Source organism: Candidatus Kirkpatrickella diaphorinae (assembly GCF_025736875.1).
In the GTDB taxonomy this organism is placed as follows: domain Bacteria; phylum Pseudomonadota; class Alphaproteobacteria; order Acetobacterales; family Acetobacteraceae; genus Sorlinia; species Sorlinia diaphorinae.
This window is the reverse complement of record NZ_CP107052.1, coordinates 1925045-1945415: the sequence shown is the minus strand read 5'-3', so window position 1 is coordinate 1945415 and position 20371 is coordinate 1925045. Positions and strand designations below refer to the sequence as shown.

General features: G+C 55.6%; 12 protein-coding genes and 1 tRNA gene. 6 read left to right on the top strand and 7 right to left on the bottom strand.

Going from position 1 to position 20371, the window contains the following annotated elements:
- The first annotated feature begins 915 nt into the window (after positions 1-915).
- From N5W20_RS08560 to N5W20_RS08535, 6 genes are all read left to right on the top strand, one after another.
- Positions 916-4086, top strand: a complete 3171-nt coding sequence (locus N5W20_RS08560; protein WP_319806721.1) for an efflux RND transporter permease subunit — start codon at positions 916-918, stop codon at positions 4084-4086.
- The gene (locus N5W20_RS08555; RefSeq protein ID WP_319806720.1) at positions 4086-5273 is read left to right on the top strand and encodes an efflux RND transporter periplasmic adaptor subunit; all 1188 of its coding nucleotides are present in this window, start codon (positions 4086-4088) and stop codon (positions 5271-5273) included. Before N5W20_RS08560 ends, N5W20_RS08555 begins: the two co-directional genes overlap by 1 nt.
- A complete protein-coding gene (locus tag N5W20_RS08550; RefSeq protein ID WP_319806719.1) occupies positions 5270-6886 on the top strand; it encodes an efflux transporter outer membrane subunit in 1617 nt (538 codons plus the stop codon). The genes N5W20_RS08555 and N5W20_RS08550 overlap by 4 nt, the downstream gene beginning before the upstream one ends.
- A 1003-nt stretch (positions 6887-7889) precedes the next feature.
- The gene (locus tag N5W20_RS08545) at positions 7890-8639 is read left to right on the top strand and encodes an N-acyl amino acid synthase FeeM domain-containing protein (protein WP_319806718.1); all 750 of its coding nucleotides are present in this window, start codon (positions 7890-7892) and stop codon (positions 8637-8639) included.
- Positions 8636-9259: a methyltransferase family protein gene (locus N5W20_RS08540; RefSeq protein ID WP_319806717.1), complete on the top strand. Its 624-nt coding sequence runs from the start codon at positions 8636-8638 to the stop codon at positions 9257-9259. Before N5W20_RS08545 ends, N5W20_RS08540 begins: the two co-directional genes overlap by 4 nt.
- Positions 9183-11534, top strand: a complete 2352-nt coding sequence (locus N5W20_RS08535) for a sensor domain-containing protein (RefSeq protein ID WP_319806716.1) — start codon at positions 9183-9185, stop codon at positions 11532-11534. The genes N5W20_RS08540 and N5W20_RS08535 overlap by 77 nt, the downstream gene beginning before the upstream one ends.
- A 64-nt stretch (positions 11535-11598) precedes the next feature.
- On the opposite strand, the gene N5W20_RS08530 is transcribed toward N5W20_RS08535, so the two are convergent.
- The 7 genes from N5W20_RS08530 to ssb all read right to left on the bottom strand — a co-directional run bounded on the left by N5W20_RS08530 (position 11599) and on the right by ssb (position 20261).
- Complete coding sequence (locus N5W20_RS08530; RefSeq protein ID WP_319806715.1) at positions 11599-13050, bottom strand: sugar porter family MFS transporter; 1452 nt, start codon at positions 13048-13050, stop codon at positions 11599-11601.
- A 201-nt stretch (positions 13051-13251) separates the two neighbouring features.
- Complete coding sequence (locus tag N5W20_RS08525) at positions 13252-15066, bottom strand: hypothetical protein (protein WP_319806714.1); 1815 nt, start codon at positions 15064-15066, stop codon at positions 13252-13254.
- A gap of 552 nt (positions 15067-15618) precedes the next feature.
- A tRNA-Lys gene (locus N5W20_RS08520) sits at positions 15619-15694 on the bottom strand.
- 69 nt (positions 15695-15763) lie between these two features.
- Positions 15764-16249: a peptidylprolyl isomerase gene (locus N5W20_RS08515; protein WP_408869399.1), complete on the bottom strand. Its 486-nt coding sequence runs from the start codon at positions 16247-16249 to the stop codon at positions 15764-15766.
- A gap of 48 nt (positions 16250-16297) precedes the next feature.
- Positions 16298-16801 carry a pantetheine-phosphate adenylyltransferase gene (gene coaD / locus N5W20_RS08510; protein WP_319806713.1) on the bottom strand — a complete coding sequence of 168 codons (504 nt, stop codon included), beginning with the start codon at positions 16799-16801 and terminating at the stop codon, positions 16298-16300.
- The gene (gene gyrA, locus N5W20_RS08505) at positions 16788-19625 is read right to left on the bottom strand and encodes a DNA gyrase subunit A (protein WP_319807875.1); all 2838 of its coding nucleotides are present in this window, start codon (positions 19623-19625) and stop codon (positions 16788-16790) included. Before gyrA ends, coaD begins: the two co-directional genes overlap by 14 nt.
- A 132-nt stretch (positions 19626-19757) precedes the next feature.
- Positions 19758-20261, bottom strand: a complete 504-nt coding sequence (ssb, locus tag N5W20_RS08500; RefSeq protein WP_319806712.1) for a single-stranded DNA-binding protein — start codon at positions 20259-20261, stop codon at positions 19758-19760.
- Between the last annotated feature and the right edge of the window lie 110 nt (positions 20262-20371).

Sequence of the window (20371 nt, the reverse complement as noted above, 5' to 3'; positions counted from 1 at the left end):
GAAGTCATGCGACGTGTCACCACGGCCTAATGTAATGATGCCTCTTGTGCGGATAGATGCGCAGAAGAGGCGGCTTAAATACGCGCTAAGGATAAAAACAATTTTTCATCAACATTAAGCCGTTTCGATCGCGACACTTGAAGCCGTTCACCCTGTAAAACCGCCAGCGACTTGATGATGGATTTGGGGGCAAAACTCCTCTTCCTAGGGGGAAATCAACACGTAAAGCGCGGCTTCGTAAATTGCGTGCATTGAATGACCGGACGCCCATCAACAATACATCTTTTCGGGAGCCGCTCTCCCCAATAAGTCGCCACAACCAAGGACTTGCACTAAAAAATCATTTATTGAACGAATGAATCCTTATGACTCCATTTTATATTTATTTTATCCTAAAGTATGAAGCAAATATACTTGCTTAAAGGATAATATATATTTTCCACCATAAAATACTCCTTTACGACATTGGTATGATTTGAAGAATCTTCTCAATAAATCATACCACTTTAGATTGTAGATGACTCACATTGTTTTTGAAAGTCCCGTTTTTTGACCGGGTATCTTTTAGAATGCACGTGTCAAAATTTGCAACATTTTGTCATCATGTTGCTCAGTGCCATGAAGGAACGCCTCTTACGCTGTAATTTCAATATGTTATAAACAATAGTTAATAGAAAATTGACTTTTGTTTATCAAAGCGATTTGTAGCGCGCGATCAGCATGATGCACGCTGCAGGACAGGAGCGAGGAGTCGTGCCTGTCGAAATTCAACTTTAAAAAAAAGTAATTGGACATTTTGCGCGTAGTTTTGTCATCTCGTCGCTAATCTTCGTCAACATCGGTCCGCCCGTTACCGAGGGTCGCCCATCGGTCGCGACCTCCCTGCGACAAAATTGATTGGAAGCGCCTCACTTAATGAACGCTATTGTCGTCACCGCCCTCAGACGCCCTCTGACTTTTGTTGTCTTCTCAATCCTGATTTTGATGTTTGGCATTCTGGCGATTTTCAAGACGCCGACGGATGTTTTCCCGAATATCAAAATACCCGTTGTTTCCGTCGTCTGGACCTATAATGGCATGCTGCCGGAGCAATTTGCCGGGCGCATCATCTATAATTTTGAGCTCAACGTCACCTCAACCGTCAACAATATAGAGCGGATGGAGTCGAACTCTTATTACGGGCGCGGCATCGTCAATATATTTTTCCAACCAGGGACCGAGATCGGTGAGGCCATGGCCGAAGTCACGGCCATTTCTCAGACGGTCATCAAACAATTGCCCGTCAATATCCCTGCACCGATGGTCATGAAGCTCGACGCGTCTTCCGTGCCGGTGATCTCCCTGCAAATGACGTCGGACAAGCAAACGCCCTCCGACCTCTTTAAACTTGGCGTGATCGGTGCACGCCCTTTACTCGTCACTGTCCCAGGCGCCGTCGTCGCGCATCCTTATGGCGGCATGGATAGTTTCGTGATGATCGCCCTCAACCAGAATCAATTGCGGGCGCATAATCTCTCCTCCATGGACGTGCAAAATGCGATGCGCGCCCAGAATATCGTGCTCCCCGCCGGTGATCAGAAGATCGACGCCATTGACTGGATGGTGCAGACCAACGCCACGCCGCAAACCATGAAGGAAATCGGCGATATCCCCGTCAAGCGTGTCGGCAATGCGGTCATCTATATTCATGACGTGGCCAATGTTTACCGGGGCGGGCACCCTCAAACCAATATCGTCCTCGTCAAAGGGCGGCAGGGTGTCGAGATCGTCGTTATGAAAGGCGGTGGCGCGTCAACACTCGACGTGGTGGATGGAGTCAAGAAACTCCTCCCGCGGCTTCGGACAATTCTGCCGCCGGATGTCAAGGTCAGTGTGCTGACCGACGCCTCCACCTTCGTGAAGGACTCCATCAAGGATGTGGTGCAGGAGATGGTGACGGCCGCCCTGCTGACCGGTCTTGTCGTGCTGCTCTTCCTCGGGTCGTGGCGTTCCACCATCATCATTGCGACCTCGATCCCCCTCGCCATTCTCTGCTCAATCATCGGGCTGAACTGGGCGGGTCAGACGATCAACGTCATGACCCTTGGTGGGCTGGCACTCGCTGTCGGTATCCTCGTTGATGATGCAACGGTGATGATCGAAAATATCGATACGCATCTGGAGATGGGCAAGGATCTCGAAGTCGCCATTATCGACGCCGCCAACCAGATCGTCATCCCCACATTTGTCTCGACAACCTGCATCTGTATCGTCTGGCTCCCGCTCCTGGAGCTGGATGGCGTGTCGGGCTTTCTGTTCCTCCCGATGGCTGAAGCCATTATTTTTGCGATGATCGCCTCATTTATCCTCTCGCGGACGCTCGTCCCGACGATGGCGAAATATCTATTGGCGGGACATGCCGGTGCCGAAGCACATCATGGCGCGCCCCAACCCGTGTCAGGTCAGGCAAATTTTTTCACACGCTTCCAGCGCGGGTTCGAGGCACGTTTCAGCGCCTTCCGCGACGCTTACGGGGCGTTACTCGGACAACTCATCAGCCACCGGCGGCGCTTCGTGACAATCTTCCTCGGCGTTTCGCTTTCTTCCCTGCTGCTTTACACAATTGCGGGGCGTGACTTCTTCCCGGAGCCGAAATCGGGCATGATGCAGATGCATTTACGCGCCCCTCTAGGAACGCGCATCGAGGTCGCGGCACGGATTGCCTCGATGGTTGAAAACCGCATCCGCACGGACCTCCCGGGGAAAGTCGACAGCGTCGTCAGTAATTGCGGCCTGCCGGAAGGGCCGCATAACCAGGCCTTCATCCCGACCCCCACGATCGGCACGCAGGATTGTGACCTGACGATCAGCCTCCGGGACCAGGAATCACCGGTCTGGGATTATCGAGCCCTTTTGCGGAAAGATCTTTCAGCGCAATTTCCCGGGACGGTCTTCACCTTCCAGCCTGCCGATATGACGGCGAAGATCCTCAATTTCGGATCGCCCTCCCCGATCGATATTCAGATATCCGGGCCGGATATCCGGGAGAACTTCGATTATGCGCGATCCATCATTGGAAAATTGCGGCGTATTCCGGGTGCCGCAGATGTCGTCATACAGCAATCCATGGCCACCCCGACGCTTCAGGTGGAGGGCGACCGCACATTCAGCCAGGCAACAGGACTGACCGAAGCGGATATGGCGAATAACGAGTTGATGACCTTGTCAGGAAGCTCCACCGTTGACCCGCAATTCTGGCTTGACCCCAAAGATAACGTGACCTTCCCGCTTAATGTCTATGTGTCGCAGGATCAACTGACGCATCTGAGTGATCTGCTGACAATCCCCGTTGATAAAGGGGATGGTGATCCGAATGATCAGATCCAGCTTCTGGGGGCGATCAGCCATGTCACGCAGGTGGGCACGCCCGGCGAAGTCTCGCATTTCAATTCCATGCCGGACATTGATATTTACGTGTCGGCAGAGGGGACGGATCTCGGTTCGGTCCTGTCAGGCGTCCAGCATGTTCTGTCCAAAACCGCCAGGAGCGTGCCGCGCAGTGCGGCGATTGATGTGCGCGGGCAGGCCACGACAATGCACAGCGCTTACAGCCAGCTGATTTTTGGCCTGGTTGTGTCCGTCCTGCTGATTTATCTGCTGATCGTCGTCAATTTCCAGACCTGGCTTGATCCCTTCATCATCATCACCGCCTTGCCGGGGGCGCTGGCCGGGATTGCCTGGGCGCTCTTCCTGACGGGGACGCGTCTTTCCGTCCCCGCTCTGACGGGCGCCATAATGTGTATGGGCACGGCAACGGCCAACTCCATCCTCGTCGTCTCCTATGCACGTGAGCGGATTGAAATTCATGGCGACGCCCTGAAGGCGGCGTTGGAAGCCGGGATCGGTCGTATCCGCCCCGTCCTGATGACCGCACTTGCCATGATTGTCGGAATGGTTCCGATGGCAATCAGCAACTCAACCAATGCGCCTCTGGGTAAAGCGGTCATTGGCGGCCTTCTGATTGCAACGCTGTCAACGCTCCTTTTCGTCCCCTGTGTCTATGCCATTCTTCATGACCGACAACCTAAATCCACGGAGACCCCCTGATGGCCAACCGTAAAAAACTTCTTTTCACGGGGGGGGCGATTTTCTGCCTTTATGTCGGGTCTCTCCTCATCGGTCGCATCGTCCATGGGTGGGAGCTTCGCCGGGTCACGCAATCCGGCGCCATTGAGGATGTCGCTGTGCTGACACCGAAACCGGCAGATCCCATGGTGTCCATCACCCTGCCCGGCACGATTGATGCCTGGTATTCCGCGCGGATTTATCCGCAGGTCTCCGGCTATGTGAAAATGTGGTTCAAGGATTACGGTGCGGATGTTCAGGCCGGTGATCTCATGGCGGAGATCAATGCGCCCAGCCTTGACGCGCAATTTGCGCAGGCCAAGGCGGATCTCTCCGCGGCGGAAGCGAAATATAATCTTTCCGTCGTCACAGCCAAACGTTGGCAGGCCATGGGCAAATCACAGTCCGTTTCCGGACAGGCTGTCTCCGTCTCTGTCGCGAACATGAAGTCGCAGCAGGCAACTCTGGAAGCCGCGCAACATAATGTTGACCGGTTTGCCGCGCTTGAGAAATTCAAATCCATCGTCGCGCCTTTTTCAGGCGTCGTCACCGCACGTAACATCAGTGTCGGAGATTACGTGCGGGATGGGTCCGGCGATATGGATGCGAAGGGCGACGCCAAGGAGATGTTCACGGTCGCGCAGGTCGATAAATTGCGTCTCTTCGTCTCCGTGCCGGAAGTTTTTGCCTATATTCTTCAGCCGGGCCTTGAGGCGGATGTCACAGTGCCGCAATTTCCCAACCGCACCTTCAAAGCGCGTTTCCTGACAATGGCCCGCGGTTTTGATTCGAACACGCGCACGGCGGTGACGGAATTCGTCATGGAGAATGCTGACCATGAATTATGGCCTGGCACTTTCGCCTCTATCAAGCTGACCGCGAAGAACAGTCACAGCACGGTGCGGCAGATCCCGAGTGGCGCCCTGGTGTTTCAGGAGAAGGGCATGCAGGTCGCGACGGTGGACAAGGATAATCGGGTCCATTTCAAGGACATCAAGGTGGGCCGCATGGCGGATACATCCACTGAAGTGCTTTCCGGCCTTGCGGCGGATGATCGCGTCATTAACAACCCGCCGGCCGACCTCCTGGAGGGGGATAAGGTCAATGTTGTCATTCCGGCAAAAGGTTACGACCACGCTGCCGATGCCGATGGGGCCGAAGCGAAATGATGGCCCGACTTTCCCCCCTCCGCCGCGCGCTTATGGGGTATGGCGCGGTGACGGCCATGCTCGCCCTTTCCGCCTGTGACCTTGCGCCCACTTACCACGCGCCCAAATTTATTGTGCCCGCAAGTTGGCAGGGCCGCGCCCCCTTCAGCATCGCGACGCCGGCGGACGCGACCCTGTCCACTCAATGGTGGACGATGTTCAACGACCCCCTCCTGAATCAACTTGAGGATGATCTGACGCATAGCAATCCGGACCTTCAGGCCGCTGCGGAACGCTTTATTCAGGCCCGCGCCATGGTGGCCTCCGCACGCTCGGACCTTTTGCCCCATTTATCGCTGAATGCGGGCGCGACGGATAATAAGCAGTCGGCGGACCGCCTCTTCCGCTATAAGGGTGCGACGACGGAGACGGATGAGGAATATCACGGCCTCGCCTCCTGGGAGCCGGATTTTTGGGCCAAATTGCGCAACCGCATGTGGATGCGGCAAAACAAGGCGCAGGAGAAGGCGGCGGATTACGCGATGTCACGCCTGAGCCTTCAGGCGGAGCTGGCATCCGACTTCATCCAGTTGCGCGGTTATGACGCGCAACTTGCGATTTATGATCAATCCATCGCCTATTACCGCAAAGCGCTGAAAATCACGCAGAACCAGCTTCAGAACCAGGCAGCGCCCGCCCTGGATGTCGCACGCGCCAAAACCCAGCTCTACAACACAATCGCCGCCAGATTGGACATTGAGGCTGCCCGCGCCGTGGTTGAACATGCCATCGCGATCCTGACAAACCGCTCACCCTCATCCTTCCACATCCCCGCAAAGTCGGTCCTGCGCTTTGCCCAGCCCGCCATCCCGACCGGCGTCCCCTCGGCCCTTCTGCAGCGACGCCCGGATGTCGCAAGTGCGGAGCGTCGCATGGCGGAGGCCAATCGGGAAATCGGTATTGCACGTGCCGCTTTCTATCCCAATGTGACACTCAGCGCCGGGGGCGGTTTCGCGCAGAACGGGTTTGACCTCGCCAATCTTGCCAACTCCCTCTGGACCTACGGCGCAACCTTCAAATTACCGATTTTTGAGGGGGGCCTCCGCCGTGCGCGTTTACAACAGGCTTGGTCCGATTATCGCGAAACACGGGATCTCTACCGCAGCAAGGTGCTGGACAGTTTCAGGGAGGTCGAGGACGGGCTGTCCCGCACGGATCGGCTGAATGCTGAAAATGAGGCACTGAGCATGTCGGTTGATGCCTCTCTCTCCACCCAGCATATGACCATGACGCTTTATCAAGGTGGCGTCGGCACCTATCTCGAAGCAATTTTCGCGCAGGTCCAGACGCTGCAGACCCGCATTGAGCAGGTGACGGTGGCCACGAGATTATACCAGGCGGATGTCGGGTTGATCCGTGCGTTGGGCGGCGGCTGGGATCGGTCAGCATTGCCGGATATGAAATCGACCTTGTCCCTCTCGCCCCTGCAATACGGAAACATCCACCATCCGGACCCGATTGGCGATGTGGACAGCGCGCCCCACCCGAAGGCGTTTGAAGATCTGAGTCAGCCCTCGCCAGCGCCGACGCACGCGACACCACGTGAGAGCCTGCCACCCTTGCGCCTTCGTTGAGCAGGGTTGACAGGTCGGGGGCATCGCCTTCCGCAGGCATGTCATACCGTTGAATGTCGAGCATGATCGACAAGCTGCGTCGACGCCTCGCCCTGTCTGAGCCCTTGGCTGCATTTTAACCTATAGTACCCCGGAAATGGGGTGCAAACCGCGGGGCTGGGATTTGAGATCAGCGCTAGAGTAAATATATTTTACTTACTTTTGTAAAATGATAGACAAGAGAGTAAAATATATTTTCATATCACTATGATTTATAATGGTAAATATTGAATTTTGAAGGGTTTATTTAACGCTTTTAGAGCAGGTTTTCCGATCTTCTCTTCCACTTTATTAGGTGGTGATGCGCGGGCGCAGCAGGTTTCAGATCGAGTCGAAGTAACTCTTTGTTCATAAACCCGTTTTATCAGAGAGGTGCCACGTTATCTTGTTACCGAAACTGAGGGTCGGCTCTCTTTACTGCGGAAGAGGGACGTCTCGAAATGTCAGAAAGGTTAAAATGAATGACAAACCTGAAGCGCTCCTTTCAGACGGCCAGATCACCGTCAAAGCAAACTCCTCCCGGGGCTGAGCACGCGCGCCATGTAAAACGCCCGAACAATGATTTCTGCGCATTACAAGCGTTTTTATCACCGTTTTGGCCTGGCATGCCGCGACTCAATGCCCGCCTCATCTGTGACAGATCACAAAATCTGACTCCGGAAGGTAAATACGAAATCCCTTCAAGGCCTTAGCGATTCGGTCCGGGAGATATCAACAGTTCGCATAAATACGGCTAAAAAATTCAATGGCACATTAAAATTTAAGGTCAAACCGGATGAACAAAATCGAAGATAAACAATCAAGTTAGATTTTTTTCTGCGTTTTTACTTTAAGAACGCCAATAATTTCCTCATAAATTATTTAAAATCATTCTTTACTAAACATGAAATTCATATATATCGCTTCGAAGACGCCGATTTGTCTACCGAATGGCGGGGTCTTATTTCAAATTCGGAGTATATAGATGTTCATGACTTGCTCAAGCGCTCGAATTGCGCACATCAACCCTGAAGAACTCCCAAAAGTCAGCAATTTTATACCGACCGATGTTTATCTGGCCAAAATGGCATTTGATGAAGATACGAGAGAGGACGCGTACCGTTTAAGATATCAATGTTACCTGGCGTCCGGCCATATTGAGCCCAATAATTCCGGCCTTTTCTCCGATGATTATGATCTCCTCCCCAATAGTCGCACCATCGTCCTTTATCGGGATGGCGACCCTGTCGCGTCCGTGCGCGTCTGCCTGCTTCTCCAGGGTGCGGGGCAGCGCTCGCCTTGTTACGATGCGTTCCCCGAGACGATTGATCGCATCATGCGGGATGCGGCCCACGCGGTGAGTGGTCCTGTCCGGGTTGCTGAGTATACGCGTCTGGTGCGTGACCCGTCTCTTGATCGCGGGGGCGCCATTGTCTATCTGCTCTATCGCATCGCAAGTTATGTTTCGATGATGTCACATGCCCAGATCACCATTGCCTGCGTGCGGAAATCGCACGCCTCGTTCTACCGGCGTCTTGGTTACCAGGCTGAGACAGCGCCGCAGCCTTATCCTGGCCTGAAATGCCGGATGCAACTCATGTCTTCAGACAGAAAACGCTTTGACGAGCTTCGGGCGGCTTTCCCGATCATGGACCCTTTCACAACGGCGACCGGCCCGCTGGATGATTTCATGAGTGGCGGTGCTGTCTATTTACGCGCGGGAGACCTCCGATGATTTATACGACGCCGTGCGCCTTCGCATTCTCACTCTTCTGCTTTTTATCCTTCACGTGGGCCTTATATCGCCATTTCGAATCCCCGGGGCAGATGCCGCATAATATGCGGGCCCTGTCGATTTTCAGCCTTGTCGCCTACGTGACGTTCCTTGCGATCGGCCTTCTGTCAGAGCCGGGTCCATGGCAGGTCGGAGGCGCGATTGCGCTCTTCATTGCCTCCGCAATTATCTTCTGGAGCGCCGTCAGCGCGACACGCAAAGGCGGCCTCCATGTTGCGCATGAGGACGCCGTTTCACAGGAAATTGTCACGCGGGGACCTTATCGCTTTCTGCGTCACCCATTCTACGTTGCTTACCGGCTTTTCTGGTTGGCGACCGCCCTCATTGGCGGGCCCGTTCTATGGATGTTCACCCTCGCCTTCTTCGTATGGTATGCCATACTTGCCCGCGAAGAGGAGAAGAGACTTCTCCAATCGGAACTGGGCTCTTCCTACAAGGCTTATCTTTCCAAGCGAGGCCTTTTTAAATCAGGCGGTTTCAGACATGCAGAAACGGGGACCCATAAGACTGTTCACGCCTCGATATTGGCGCGAGCTATGGCGACTTTTCGCTTTAGATGACATTCCTGAGCACGCTGGAGAAATCCGGCGTGAGCAATCCGGCATCCTTTCCAACACCGTCTTCCTCTACACGCTTCTCGGTGTTTCCTCATCGACATTATTCATCTTCGGGCTGGATAACCGCCCCTCCACCCTCCTCGTCATCCAATGGGTCTTTCTCATCTTTCTTTACGTGTGTCTCAACATCAACAAGCACACCTGGCAGAAGGACCAGAATGATGCGCGGTTCATCTCGCGCTCACTCTTTCTCTTCGTGACCCTGGGTTGCACCTGGGGCACGATCATTTCACGCTTTGCACTTGAAGATGAATTCATCACCGATGGCGTGTTGCTGGAAATCTCGATGGGATTGGTGTCAACACCTATCATCGGTGTGCCACTCAGCGCCGCCTTTGCCTTTTTCCTTCCCGTCAGCTCCTTCTGCATCCTTATCATCTTCACCTGCCTGCATACGGTGGAAGCCGTTGCAAAATTCTCATTCGTCGGATTCATCTGTTTTGCCGCCAGTGGCATCATCTACATCAACAAGATCCTGATCGAACGCGCCATCAGCCGCCTTAATCTGGAACGGCAGAATGAGACGATCAGCGTGTTTCTGCGAGAATATGAAACGAATTCACCGGACTGGTTGTGGGAGACAGATCGCAATGGCCGACTGCGCAATGTCGATGTGAAAATGAAAAGATTTTTCCAGCCCCGCAGCGCCACGATTGAGGGCTGCTGTTTTGCGGATCTCGGTTTTGAAAATGACGATACGACGCGCCCGACAATTGACGCGCTCATCCGCAACAACCAGCCTTTCCGCGACCATGTCGTCCTGACCCGACAGAATGGCCAGAAATTCTATTTCAACATCACGGGTCATCCTGCCCATGACCGTAATGGACATTTCCTCGGGTTTCGGGGCGTCAGCTCAAACATCACGGAAAAGAAGAAGGCCGAATCCCGAGTCCATTTCATGGCGAATTACGACGATCTCACGAAAGTGATGAACCGGCAGGCATTCCTCAAAACGCTGCATCAATATTGCGAGAACAAGACGCCTTTCACCTTCCTCCTCATCGATGTGGATCGGTTCAAACTCGTCAATGACCAATATGGCCATGAGGTTGGCAATGTCATGCTGCGCATGATCGTCAAACGGATCAAGCGCGCCTGCCACCCGACCGATCTTATCGGGCGGTTAGGCGGTGATGAGTTCACACTGATCCTTCCCTCGGCTGATCAGGAAGAGGCCATTGCCTTCAGCCGCTCACTGGTGGAGAGTTTCAATCAGGAATTCTTCATTGATCACATCGCCATCAGGCCGAGCGTCAGTGTCGGTGTCGCATTTTTCCCGCGGGATGGGGAAACAACGGAGCGCCTGTTTCATCACGCTGACCTCGCGCTTTATCACGCCAAGAAACACCGCAATAGCTTCTCACTTTTTAAACCCGCGATGGAGGAGGAGTATTTCAAGAAGGTCAAGCTGAAGGCTGACCTTGTCACCGCCATTGATAATAAAGAGTTCTTCCTGGAATATCAGCCCATCTTCGACACGACGACGGCACATATCGTCTCAGCCGAAGCTCTGATAAGATGGCGTCATCCCGAGCATGGCGTCCTGTCAGCCGAAAAATTCATCAAGACGATTGAGGATAATGGGCTGGTTGACGAGATCGGCGCTTTCACCCTGAACCATGCCTGCCGGGAGGCCGTCAAATGGCCGGGTCATCTCCCGATCGCGGTTAATGTCTCTCCCAGTCAGTTGCGCTCCGGCAATTTCGTTTCTGTGGTCGCGACATGCCTTAATGATACGGGCCTCCCCCCCTCCCGGCTGGGACTGGAAGTGACGGAGACGACGTTTCTGGCTGCGGAGGCCCATACGCTCGACCAGCTTCGTGACCTGCGAAAATTGGGGGTGCGCCTGATATTGGATGATTTCGGCACAGGTTATTCATCACTGACTTATCTCTGCGATTTTGATGTGGATGGCATCAAAATCGACGCATCATTTATGGAGAACGTCACCACCAATCAGAAGGTGACGGCCATCGTCAGGACGATCGCGCGCCTCGCGGCAGATATGAATGTCTATGTTGTGGCAGAAGGTATCGAGCATGAAAATCAGCTCATCTGGCTGCAATTGAATGGCATCCCGTTTGCGCAGGGTTTCTACCTCAGCCGCCCCCGTCCGTCAGAGGATATCCGGAAGATCCTGACATCCGGCACGTCCTTTCAGAAAATGCGGACCGGCCATCTACAGAAGCCGCCGCCAGGCACGACGCGCCATTAGGGTATGTTTCCGATCCTCTCCACATGCGACAGGGGCCGTTGGCGGCGCCCCCGCATCAAGAGGCTTATCGATGGTGGAGGAAAGTCCCGTCTGAAAGACTTTCCTCAATCGCTTCAAGGGAGCGGTTTTTCGTTTCCGGTATGCGGGCGTAGATAAACACCCATGCTGAGACCGTGATCAGCGCGAATAACAGGAAAGTGCCTGAAACGCCGAGTATCGCGATAATCGATAACGTGACCATCGACACGAGAAAATCGAAGGACCAATGCGAGATGGTGACGAGACTCATGCTCTTCCCCCGCACGGAAAGAGGGAAGATTTCCGCCCCTACCAGCCAGAGCGCGGCATTGATACTGCCCAAGGTGCAGAGGACATAAAGCAGGAGGCCGATGATGGCGAGCCACCTCCCCGCATTTTGCGGATCACCGTGCAGAAATACGGCTGCCAGAAGAAACAAAGCGAAGATAGAGCCCGGCAGGACGCATAGCATCAGACGCCGTCGGCCCAACCGATCAACAGCCCAGACACCCAGAATTGTCGCCAGGGTGATGGCGACGCCCATCCCGAGAGATGTCAGCAACGCGACATTATGGCCGAAACCTGCACCCGATAAGATGGTGGGTGCGTATGTCAGCACAGCATTCGTGCCCGTCATCTGACTGAACATGGCCAGCCCCGCCCCCGCAATGAGCGCGGGGCGCACGCGGCGTGAAAAGAGAGTGCGCCAATTCCCGGTTTCAGCCGCAGCGCTGAGGATCTCACGCATCTCATCCTCAGGTGCCGCCTGTGGATCGCGTAAGCGGCGCAAAACGCGCATCGCTGCCGCCGCCTGTCCGCGCATTGCGAGGTAACGGGGACTTTCCGGGAGGACCGACACCCCCATGAGAAGCATCACGGCCGGCACAGAACCCAGGAAAAACATCAGCCGCCAATCACCACCACGCCCCAAAAGAGCAAGCGCCCCTGCATGACCGCTCAGCAACCATCCAATGAGCGAGGATATGAGGATGCCACTGACAATGGCGAGTTGGAACATCAGAACGAGGCGACCACGGCGCGGGGCCGGGGCAAGTTCAGCGATATAGACGGGGACGATCTGACTGGCCCCGCCAACGGCAATGCCGAGAATGAACCGCGCCCCTGTCAGGTGCCAGGCCGAGGCGGCCAGACCTGACCCGACTGAGCCGAGCAGAAAAATCAGCCCGGCCAAAGCGACAACAGGGCGTCGCCCCCAACGATCCGAAACGGGGCCTGCAATCAGGCAACCCAGAAGAGCACCGGCCACCATGCTTGCCGCGACGGCTTGCTTACCTAGTAAACTCAGCGGAAAGCTATGTTCAATTGTGAGGAGCGCGGCCGAAATAATGCCCTGATCATACCCGAAGAGAAGCCCGGCCAGGCCCGCCACGCAGGATGCGATAAAAACCCGGAAATCCGCGGATGTCACACCGCGTTGAGGCGCCTCCGTTTGAAATGACGCAGGGTCGGCACATTCGGGGAAGTCATCGGGACGCATGAAACCTCCGCAAGCCGCGCGTGAAAACCTGAAATTCAGCTAGGCCCGTAGATCACACCTTGGAAAGACACAGCTTCGTGAGGGTCAGGCACGTAGCTTCTCTCATCCATGCCGTCTCATCTCAGCACAGCGCGCCCATGCGCGGCTCTTTAGTGAGAGAGCCACCCGTAAAGTGGCTCCCCCTGCGTCACAAACTCTCTTTCAGAAATCGCTCAGCGCGACGCGACGCCAGTGATTCGTGCCGACACAAACATAATGGTAATTCGCGTCATCCGTAAATTGCCCCGCCGCGCACGTGGCCGACCCTGATGCAGGCGTCTGAAGCTGCTCGACATATTGTTTTGCGTAAACATAATTGACGCCGCGGATACTCGCGCCGCCCGAAATTTGCGTGCCGACAACCCAGTCGCCCTGATTATTGCCGGAAAGCGTGGCCCCGATATTGATTGCGCCATTGACGTTTGCCCGCGCCTCAATATTGACGCCCGAAGGTAACTCCAACGAATTGCCGAACCAGGTCGTGCCGTCTGCCCGCACGCAGAAACCCGGGAAGTCCTTGTTGAGATTGGCGCTGTTACTGCCTATGAGGCAGACGCCACCCAGATTGGCGACGTTATAATTGAAGGAGATGAAACCCATATCCGAGCCGGAGTCAGGGACAGCACGCCATTGATCACCATCGACATTCAGGCCGAAATTCACCCGGTAATCTGTCCAGCTAGGCGTGTCAGCATCTGTGACCTGTTCCGTCCAGGCGCGCGTGACAAGGTTGTGCCCATCGATGCTCGGCGTCCGGCTTTCGAAGGAAGTATGACGATTGCCCTTCCCCTGATCCGGTGCTTTCGAACCGGGGATGTAGAAATTATAGCCCTTATACTCGTTGGCCCAACCGGAAACGTTGTTTTGAATGCCATTGGGAAGGTTTTGCCCGTTAATCAGGATGGCCGATGAGTCATAGGTAGGGTGATAACAACCACCGGAAGATGGCGCAGCGGCACCACTGCAATCATAAGAAATCAATAAACCTGTCATCGACGCTTGATTTGAAGCCGTGCCCATATAATGCATGTCAAATTCCGCGCCACCGACATGATCAATCATGGAATGGGGATTGTCGGACGGGTTGAACGCTGCATAGACATTGATGGCCCCCGCCTGGGTCGGCGCACCAATCATCGCGACGGCCTTCCCGAAATTATTGCGCACCGTGTCGTAAGTCGTGGTCGGCACGTCATCGGCTTTCCAGGGATGGCCGGATGAGTTGCCGCCCAGAACCCCCCAGCCCTGGACAGAAATTGACGACCCATCCTCCGCCACATCATTGACGAGGGAGACATAGTAATTACCCGGGGCGAGGGTTTTCCCCGATTTCGGATTGACGAGACCATCATCCGTCGGAAATTCCGGCGCTGCGACATCCGACGTGATTGAATTCGTGACGATATATTGATTTTGATGGATGCGCGCGATTTGCTGCGGCGTCAGATAATGGTCTTTCGGCAGGTAGATATGCGTCGCATCATAAGTGACATCTTCCAGGACGAGCACGGGTTCAGCACTGCCGGGCTGGAGATATTCTGTCACTGTGTCATATGAGGGATCATCACCGATATTGGTCACATCTGTCAGGTTGCTGCTGAGACCGGCCCGCGACTGAAACATCGGATAGGTCGTCATGACAGTGCAGATCAGGCACCCCATATCCATGAAGCCATCGGGCATTCCACGAACAATAATGGACGCGCCAGAGCCGAGCTGATCCGTTTCCGCCGCGGCGTTGAGGCTGCCGACACGTTGCCCCCCGAGCACAAGCGCGTGGGAGGGCGTGTAGGGGTCCGTATTCTGCCCGGGGGCACTATTGCTCGACTGCGTTCCCCCGATTGACAGGACGGGTGCATCGCCTTGCGTGGAAAGATTTGGAAATGTGACCTCTAGGTCAGAGGTCTGTGTGACGGTGCTTTGCGCATAGACATTCGACGCCCAAAGCGCCGCCAGAAAATGTAAGATTTTATTCATTATTATTATCCTTACACTCGTAATGTAGAAATTATACCTCTTAAAAATTAATTTTTGATTTTGCACGCAGTCGTGAACAGGTCCCGTCCCAGGCACGTGGTCGTTTCAGACGCTAAAATCCGCCTCGTATTGCTGATAATGCGATATATACGCTTCGAAGGCGATCGATATTATGTCGATTTCGTCTGGCGACTTGCGCCTTACTCAAAATCGTTCGGGCGCGAACAGAACTTAAGATGCCGCTCAGGATTTCCCTGCGAAACGAACCGAGCCATGAAACGCCGGGTCGCCGGGCGTCGCCGGTGAGGTGTGGAACGTCTGGCGCCTACAGACATCACACAACCGCGCGTCCCGACATTTTTACAGGTTTTAAAAGCAGTGGTCAGACATCTGAAAGGCGGGTTGTGACAACGCAGATCACTTTCTACATCCTGCCGGAAGGCATCGTGATCTATGGGATGGCTTCGCGTTACGTCTCTCGGGCGACGCTTCCTCGCGTGGGAGGCTGGCCACAAAAAAAATGGACGCAATGCTGAAGATTTTCAGGAAAATTGGTGAACCGGGTGGGATTCGAACCCACGACCATTCGATTAAAAGTCGAATGCTCTACCGACTGAGCTACCGGTTCACTTCGGTGGTGCCTCGCTACAGCACTCGCGCCTTCGCGTCAAGCTGCTGTAGCGGGCCTGGGCATCATTTAAGTGCTTGAGGATACAGGTCGCATTGAGACGATGATGTCAGGATCGGTCACCATCCCGGATGCGCCGCCTCCACGTTTGATCTGGTCAACATGTTCCATGCCGGACGTGACTTCACCCACGATGGTATATTGCCCGTCAAGCGAGGGTGCAGGTTCAAACATAATGAAGAACTGACTATTGGCGGAATCCGGGTTCATGGTGCGCGCCATGCCGATCGTGCCGCGCTCAAACTTTGCCGCCTGCGTGAACTCCGCCTTTAAGTCCGGCAGATCGCTCCCGCCTGAGCCGGTGCCTGTCGGGTCGCCCCCCTGCGCCATGAAACCCTCAATGACGCGGTGAAATTTGACGCCGTCATAAAATCCCTTGCCGGACAGCTCCTTCAATCGCGCAACCGCAAGCGGCGCCAGATCGGGCCGCAGCCGGATCGTCACCTTTCCGGATTTCAGCGACATCTCAAGCATATTGTCGTGTTCAGACATCATTCTTCCTTTTAATGGGTGTTTCAGATCGGCGTGACCGCGATGGCGGCATCACGCCTTCAGAAATTGCTTTACCGCGTCCGCCACAATATCGGGGACGAAGGGGTGGATATCCCCTTTGAGCCGCGCAATCTCCCGCACGATGCGTGACGCGGTCAGGCGCGTTTCCGGAGCGGATAAGATGAAAACTGTCTCCACCGTCGGCAGAAGTTTCCGATTTGCCTCGGCCAGCTGCGCTTCATAATCGAAATCCGCGTTGGATCGCAATCCCCGCAGGATAACACCCGCCCCATGTCGCGCAACGGCATCGACCAGCAGCCCGTCAAATGTGACGATCTCCACACGCCCCGCATCAATTTTTGCGGCCGCGATGGCCTGTGATGCGAGATTAAGGCGCATCTCAAGAGGCAAAAGCGGGTTTTTACCCGAATTCGGCGCAACACCGATAATGACCTTATCCATAAAAATCAGGGCGCGACGGATAATATCGAGATGCCCGAGCGTGATCGGGTCAAATGTGCCGGGGTAAAATCCGATGCGATCACCCATCGACATGATCATCCGTGCCCGGATTTTCCTCGCCGGACGCGCCATTTTCAGGCGGCTCCGCTGACGATGCGGTCTCGACAGGGTGCAACGCTTCTCCATCCGCATCCTCATCAGGGTCGTGACCGTCATCACCGTCATCCATGACGGGGAAGACACTCATCACCTGCTCATCCTTTCCGATGCGGAAGAGCGTCACGCCGCCTGCCTGGCGCGCCATAATGCGCACCTGTTTGACAGGCAGGCGGATGAGGCGGCCGAGATCCGTCACAAGCATGACATCCATGCCCGGCAATATCGGGAGGGTCGCGACCACTTCCCGCCCGCGCCGGCTGCTATTGAACGTCATATTCGCGATGCCCTGCCCGCCGCGTCCGGACACACGATAATCATAAGCGGAGGAACGCCGCCCGAAACCGGCATCGCTGACGGTCAACAGGATCTGCTCCTGCGCTTCAAGCTCATCAAAACGTTCTGCGGATAGGTCGTGGGTCGGGCTGAGATGGATATCATCATCTTCATCAGCGTTGATTCCCGTTTCCGGCGCGGCATCCTCCTCACCCGGCCCCTCCGCCATCTGCGCTTCGAGACGACGTTTCGCATTCGCCATACGCAGATAGATGGCGCGCTCCTCCACGGACGCATCCACATGGTCGAGGATACAAAGTGAATTCACCTCATCCCCGGGCGCCAGGCGGATGCCCCGCACGCCGGAACTGCCGCGCCCGGCAAAGACGCGCAAAATCTCGTCAGTGATCTGGAAGCGGATGCAACGCGCCTTTTTCGTGGCGAGGAAGACATCCTGACCTTCATAACAGGTCGCCACCCCGATCAGCGAGTCACCTTCATCCAGCTTCATGGCGATCAGGCCTGATGCACGGATGTTTTTGAAATCACTCAGGCGGTTACGCCGCACGCCACCACTGGCGGTCGCGAAAACGAGGTGCAGGTCGGTCCAGAGCTCCTCTTCCTGCGGGAGAGGGAGGACCGCGGTAATGCTGTCACTGCCCAGATCGGGCAGAAGATTGACGAGCGCGCGCCCTTTCGCCGTCGGGCTCGCCTCTGGCAGGCGCCAGACTTTCTCCCGATAGGCCTTCCCGCCGGAGGAAAAGAACATGACCCATTGATGCGTATGCGCATTGAAGCTGCGGATGATGACATCATCTCCACGTCGGCCCGCCGCCGTGCGCCCACGCCCACCACGATTCTGCGCGCGGAAGATCTCCAGGGGCGTGCGCTTGATGAAGCCATCCCGTGTGATGGTCACCACCATCTGGCCAGGCTCAACCAGACTTTCATCCGACTGGTCGCCCAACGCGTCGGAAATCTCCGTCATACGGGGCGAGACGATCGCGGCACGCGCTGCGTGGAGTTCCTCCCGCATGACTTCCATGCGGCGGATGTGACTGCCGATGATTTCGAGCAACTCACCGATTTTTTCCGCGACGTCGGCGAGCTCGGCGTGGATCTTTTCACTTTCCAGACCGGTAAGGCGCTGCAATCGCAAATCAAGAATGCCGCGCGCCTGCGCCTCGGTCAGGTTGACTTTTCCGTCGCGGACGACATTGCCCTCATCATGGATCAACGCGATGAGGTCGGCGACATCGGCGGCATCCCATGATTGCGACATGAGGCGTTCCCGCGCTGTCGCCGCATCCGGCGCTGCGCGGATAAGGGCGATGACAGCATCAATATTGGCCACGGCAATAACAAGCCCGACCAACAAGTGCCCGCGATCACGCGTTTTATTCAGATCAAACCGCGCCCGGCGGAGGATGACATCCTCTCGGAAGGAGATGAAAGCTTTCAGGACGTCGATCAAACCCATCGTGCGCGGCTTGCCGCCATCAAGCGCAAGGCAATTGACGCTAAAAGAGGTTTGTAATTGCGTGAAACGATAAAGCTGGTTCAGGACGACTTCAGGCGTTGCATCGCGTTTAAGCTCGATAACGATGCGCATTCCGGAACGGTCACTCTCATCCCGGATGTCCGCAATGCCTTCAATTTCCTTCGCCCGGGTCAGATCCGCGATTTTTTCCTGCAAGCTGGCTTTATTGACTTGATAAGGGATCTCCGTCACCACGATGGCTTTGCGGTCCTTGCGGATTTCCTCGATTTCCGCGCGGGCGCGGACGGGGATCGAGCCGCGACCCGTCTCAAAAGCCAGACGAATGCCGCGCCGCCCCATAATGATCCCCCCGGTGGGGAAATCCGGCCCCGGGATCAGCTCCATCAATGTGTCCAGCGTGACTTCCGGATCTTCAACCATGGCCAAGGTGGCATCGATCACCTCGCCGGGATTATGGGTCGGGATGTTCGTCGCCATGCCCACAGCGATACCGGATGCGCCATTGACCAGCAGATTGGGGAAGGTCGCCGGGAGGACCTTCGGCTCAACCTCACTCTCATCGTAATTCGGCTGGAAATCCACCGTGTCACGATCAATATCATCGAGGAAAAACGAGGCGGAACGCGCCAGTCGCGCCTCGGTGTAACGCATGGCCGCAGGGCTGTCGCCATCGATCGAGCCGAAATTGCCCTGCCCGTCAATAAGAGGCACACGCATGGACCAGGGCTGCGCCATGCGCACCATGGCATCGTAAATCGAGCTGTCACCATGCGGGTGATACTTACCCATGACATCGCCGACCGGGCGCGCCGATTTGCGGTAGGGTTTGTCTGCGGTAAAGCCACTTTCACGCATACCGTAAAGGATACGGCGGTGCACAGGTTTCAGGCCGTCACGCACATCCGGCAGGGCGCGCGCAACAATGACCGACATTGCGTAGGCGAGGTAGGAGGTGCGCATCTCCTCCTCAATCGTCACCGGCATCTGATTGAGTGGGGCGGGGGGCGTCAACGTGTCAGTCAAGTGAGATCCATTTGATTAGCGGCCAAAGCGCGAAGTGTCTGTAAAGTCTGTCCATGCGGGCCGCCGGGGGAGGCCCGCATGGTGATTGACGCATTAAAACGGAATCTCGTCATCCAGATTGCCGGACTGGCTGTCCCACCCGCCCTGACTCTCCTGAGGGCGCGCGGCGGGCGCAGGTGACGGGCGCGGCGGGGCACCGCCAATTTCATTATCATCATAGGAAGGCGCGGCGCCGCCCCCGTCATTTCGGCCATCAAGCAGGACAAGCTCCCCCCGGAAGCGATCAAGCACGACTTCCGTCGTGAAGCGCTCCATGCCGGACTGGTCCGTCCATTTGCGTGTCTGTAACTGGCCTTCCATATAGACCTTGCGCCCTTTGCGGAGAAACCTCTCCGCAACATCCGCAAGCCGCTCATTGAAGATCACGACACGATGCCACTCCGTGCGCTCGCGCCGCTCACCCGATGCGCGGTCATTCCAGCTTTCGGACGTGGCGACGGTGAGATTGACGATTTTCGTGCCGGATTGAGAGTTGCGTATTTCCGGATCACGCCCCAAATTGCCGATGAGAATAACCTTATTGACGCTTCCTGCCATGAGCCGTGATCCTTGTCTGAAAAATTCTGGCGCAGCTTACCGCACATCGCCGTTACAGTCACGCGTCTCCGCCGCGCCATTGCGGGCATAAGAGATTTATTGATCCTCCT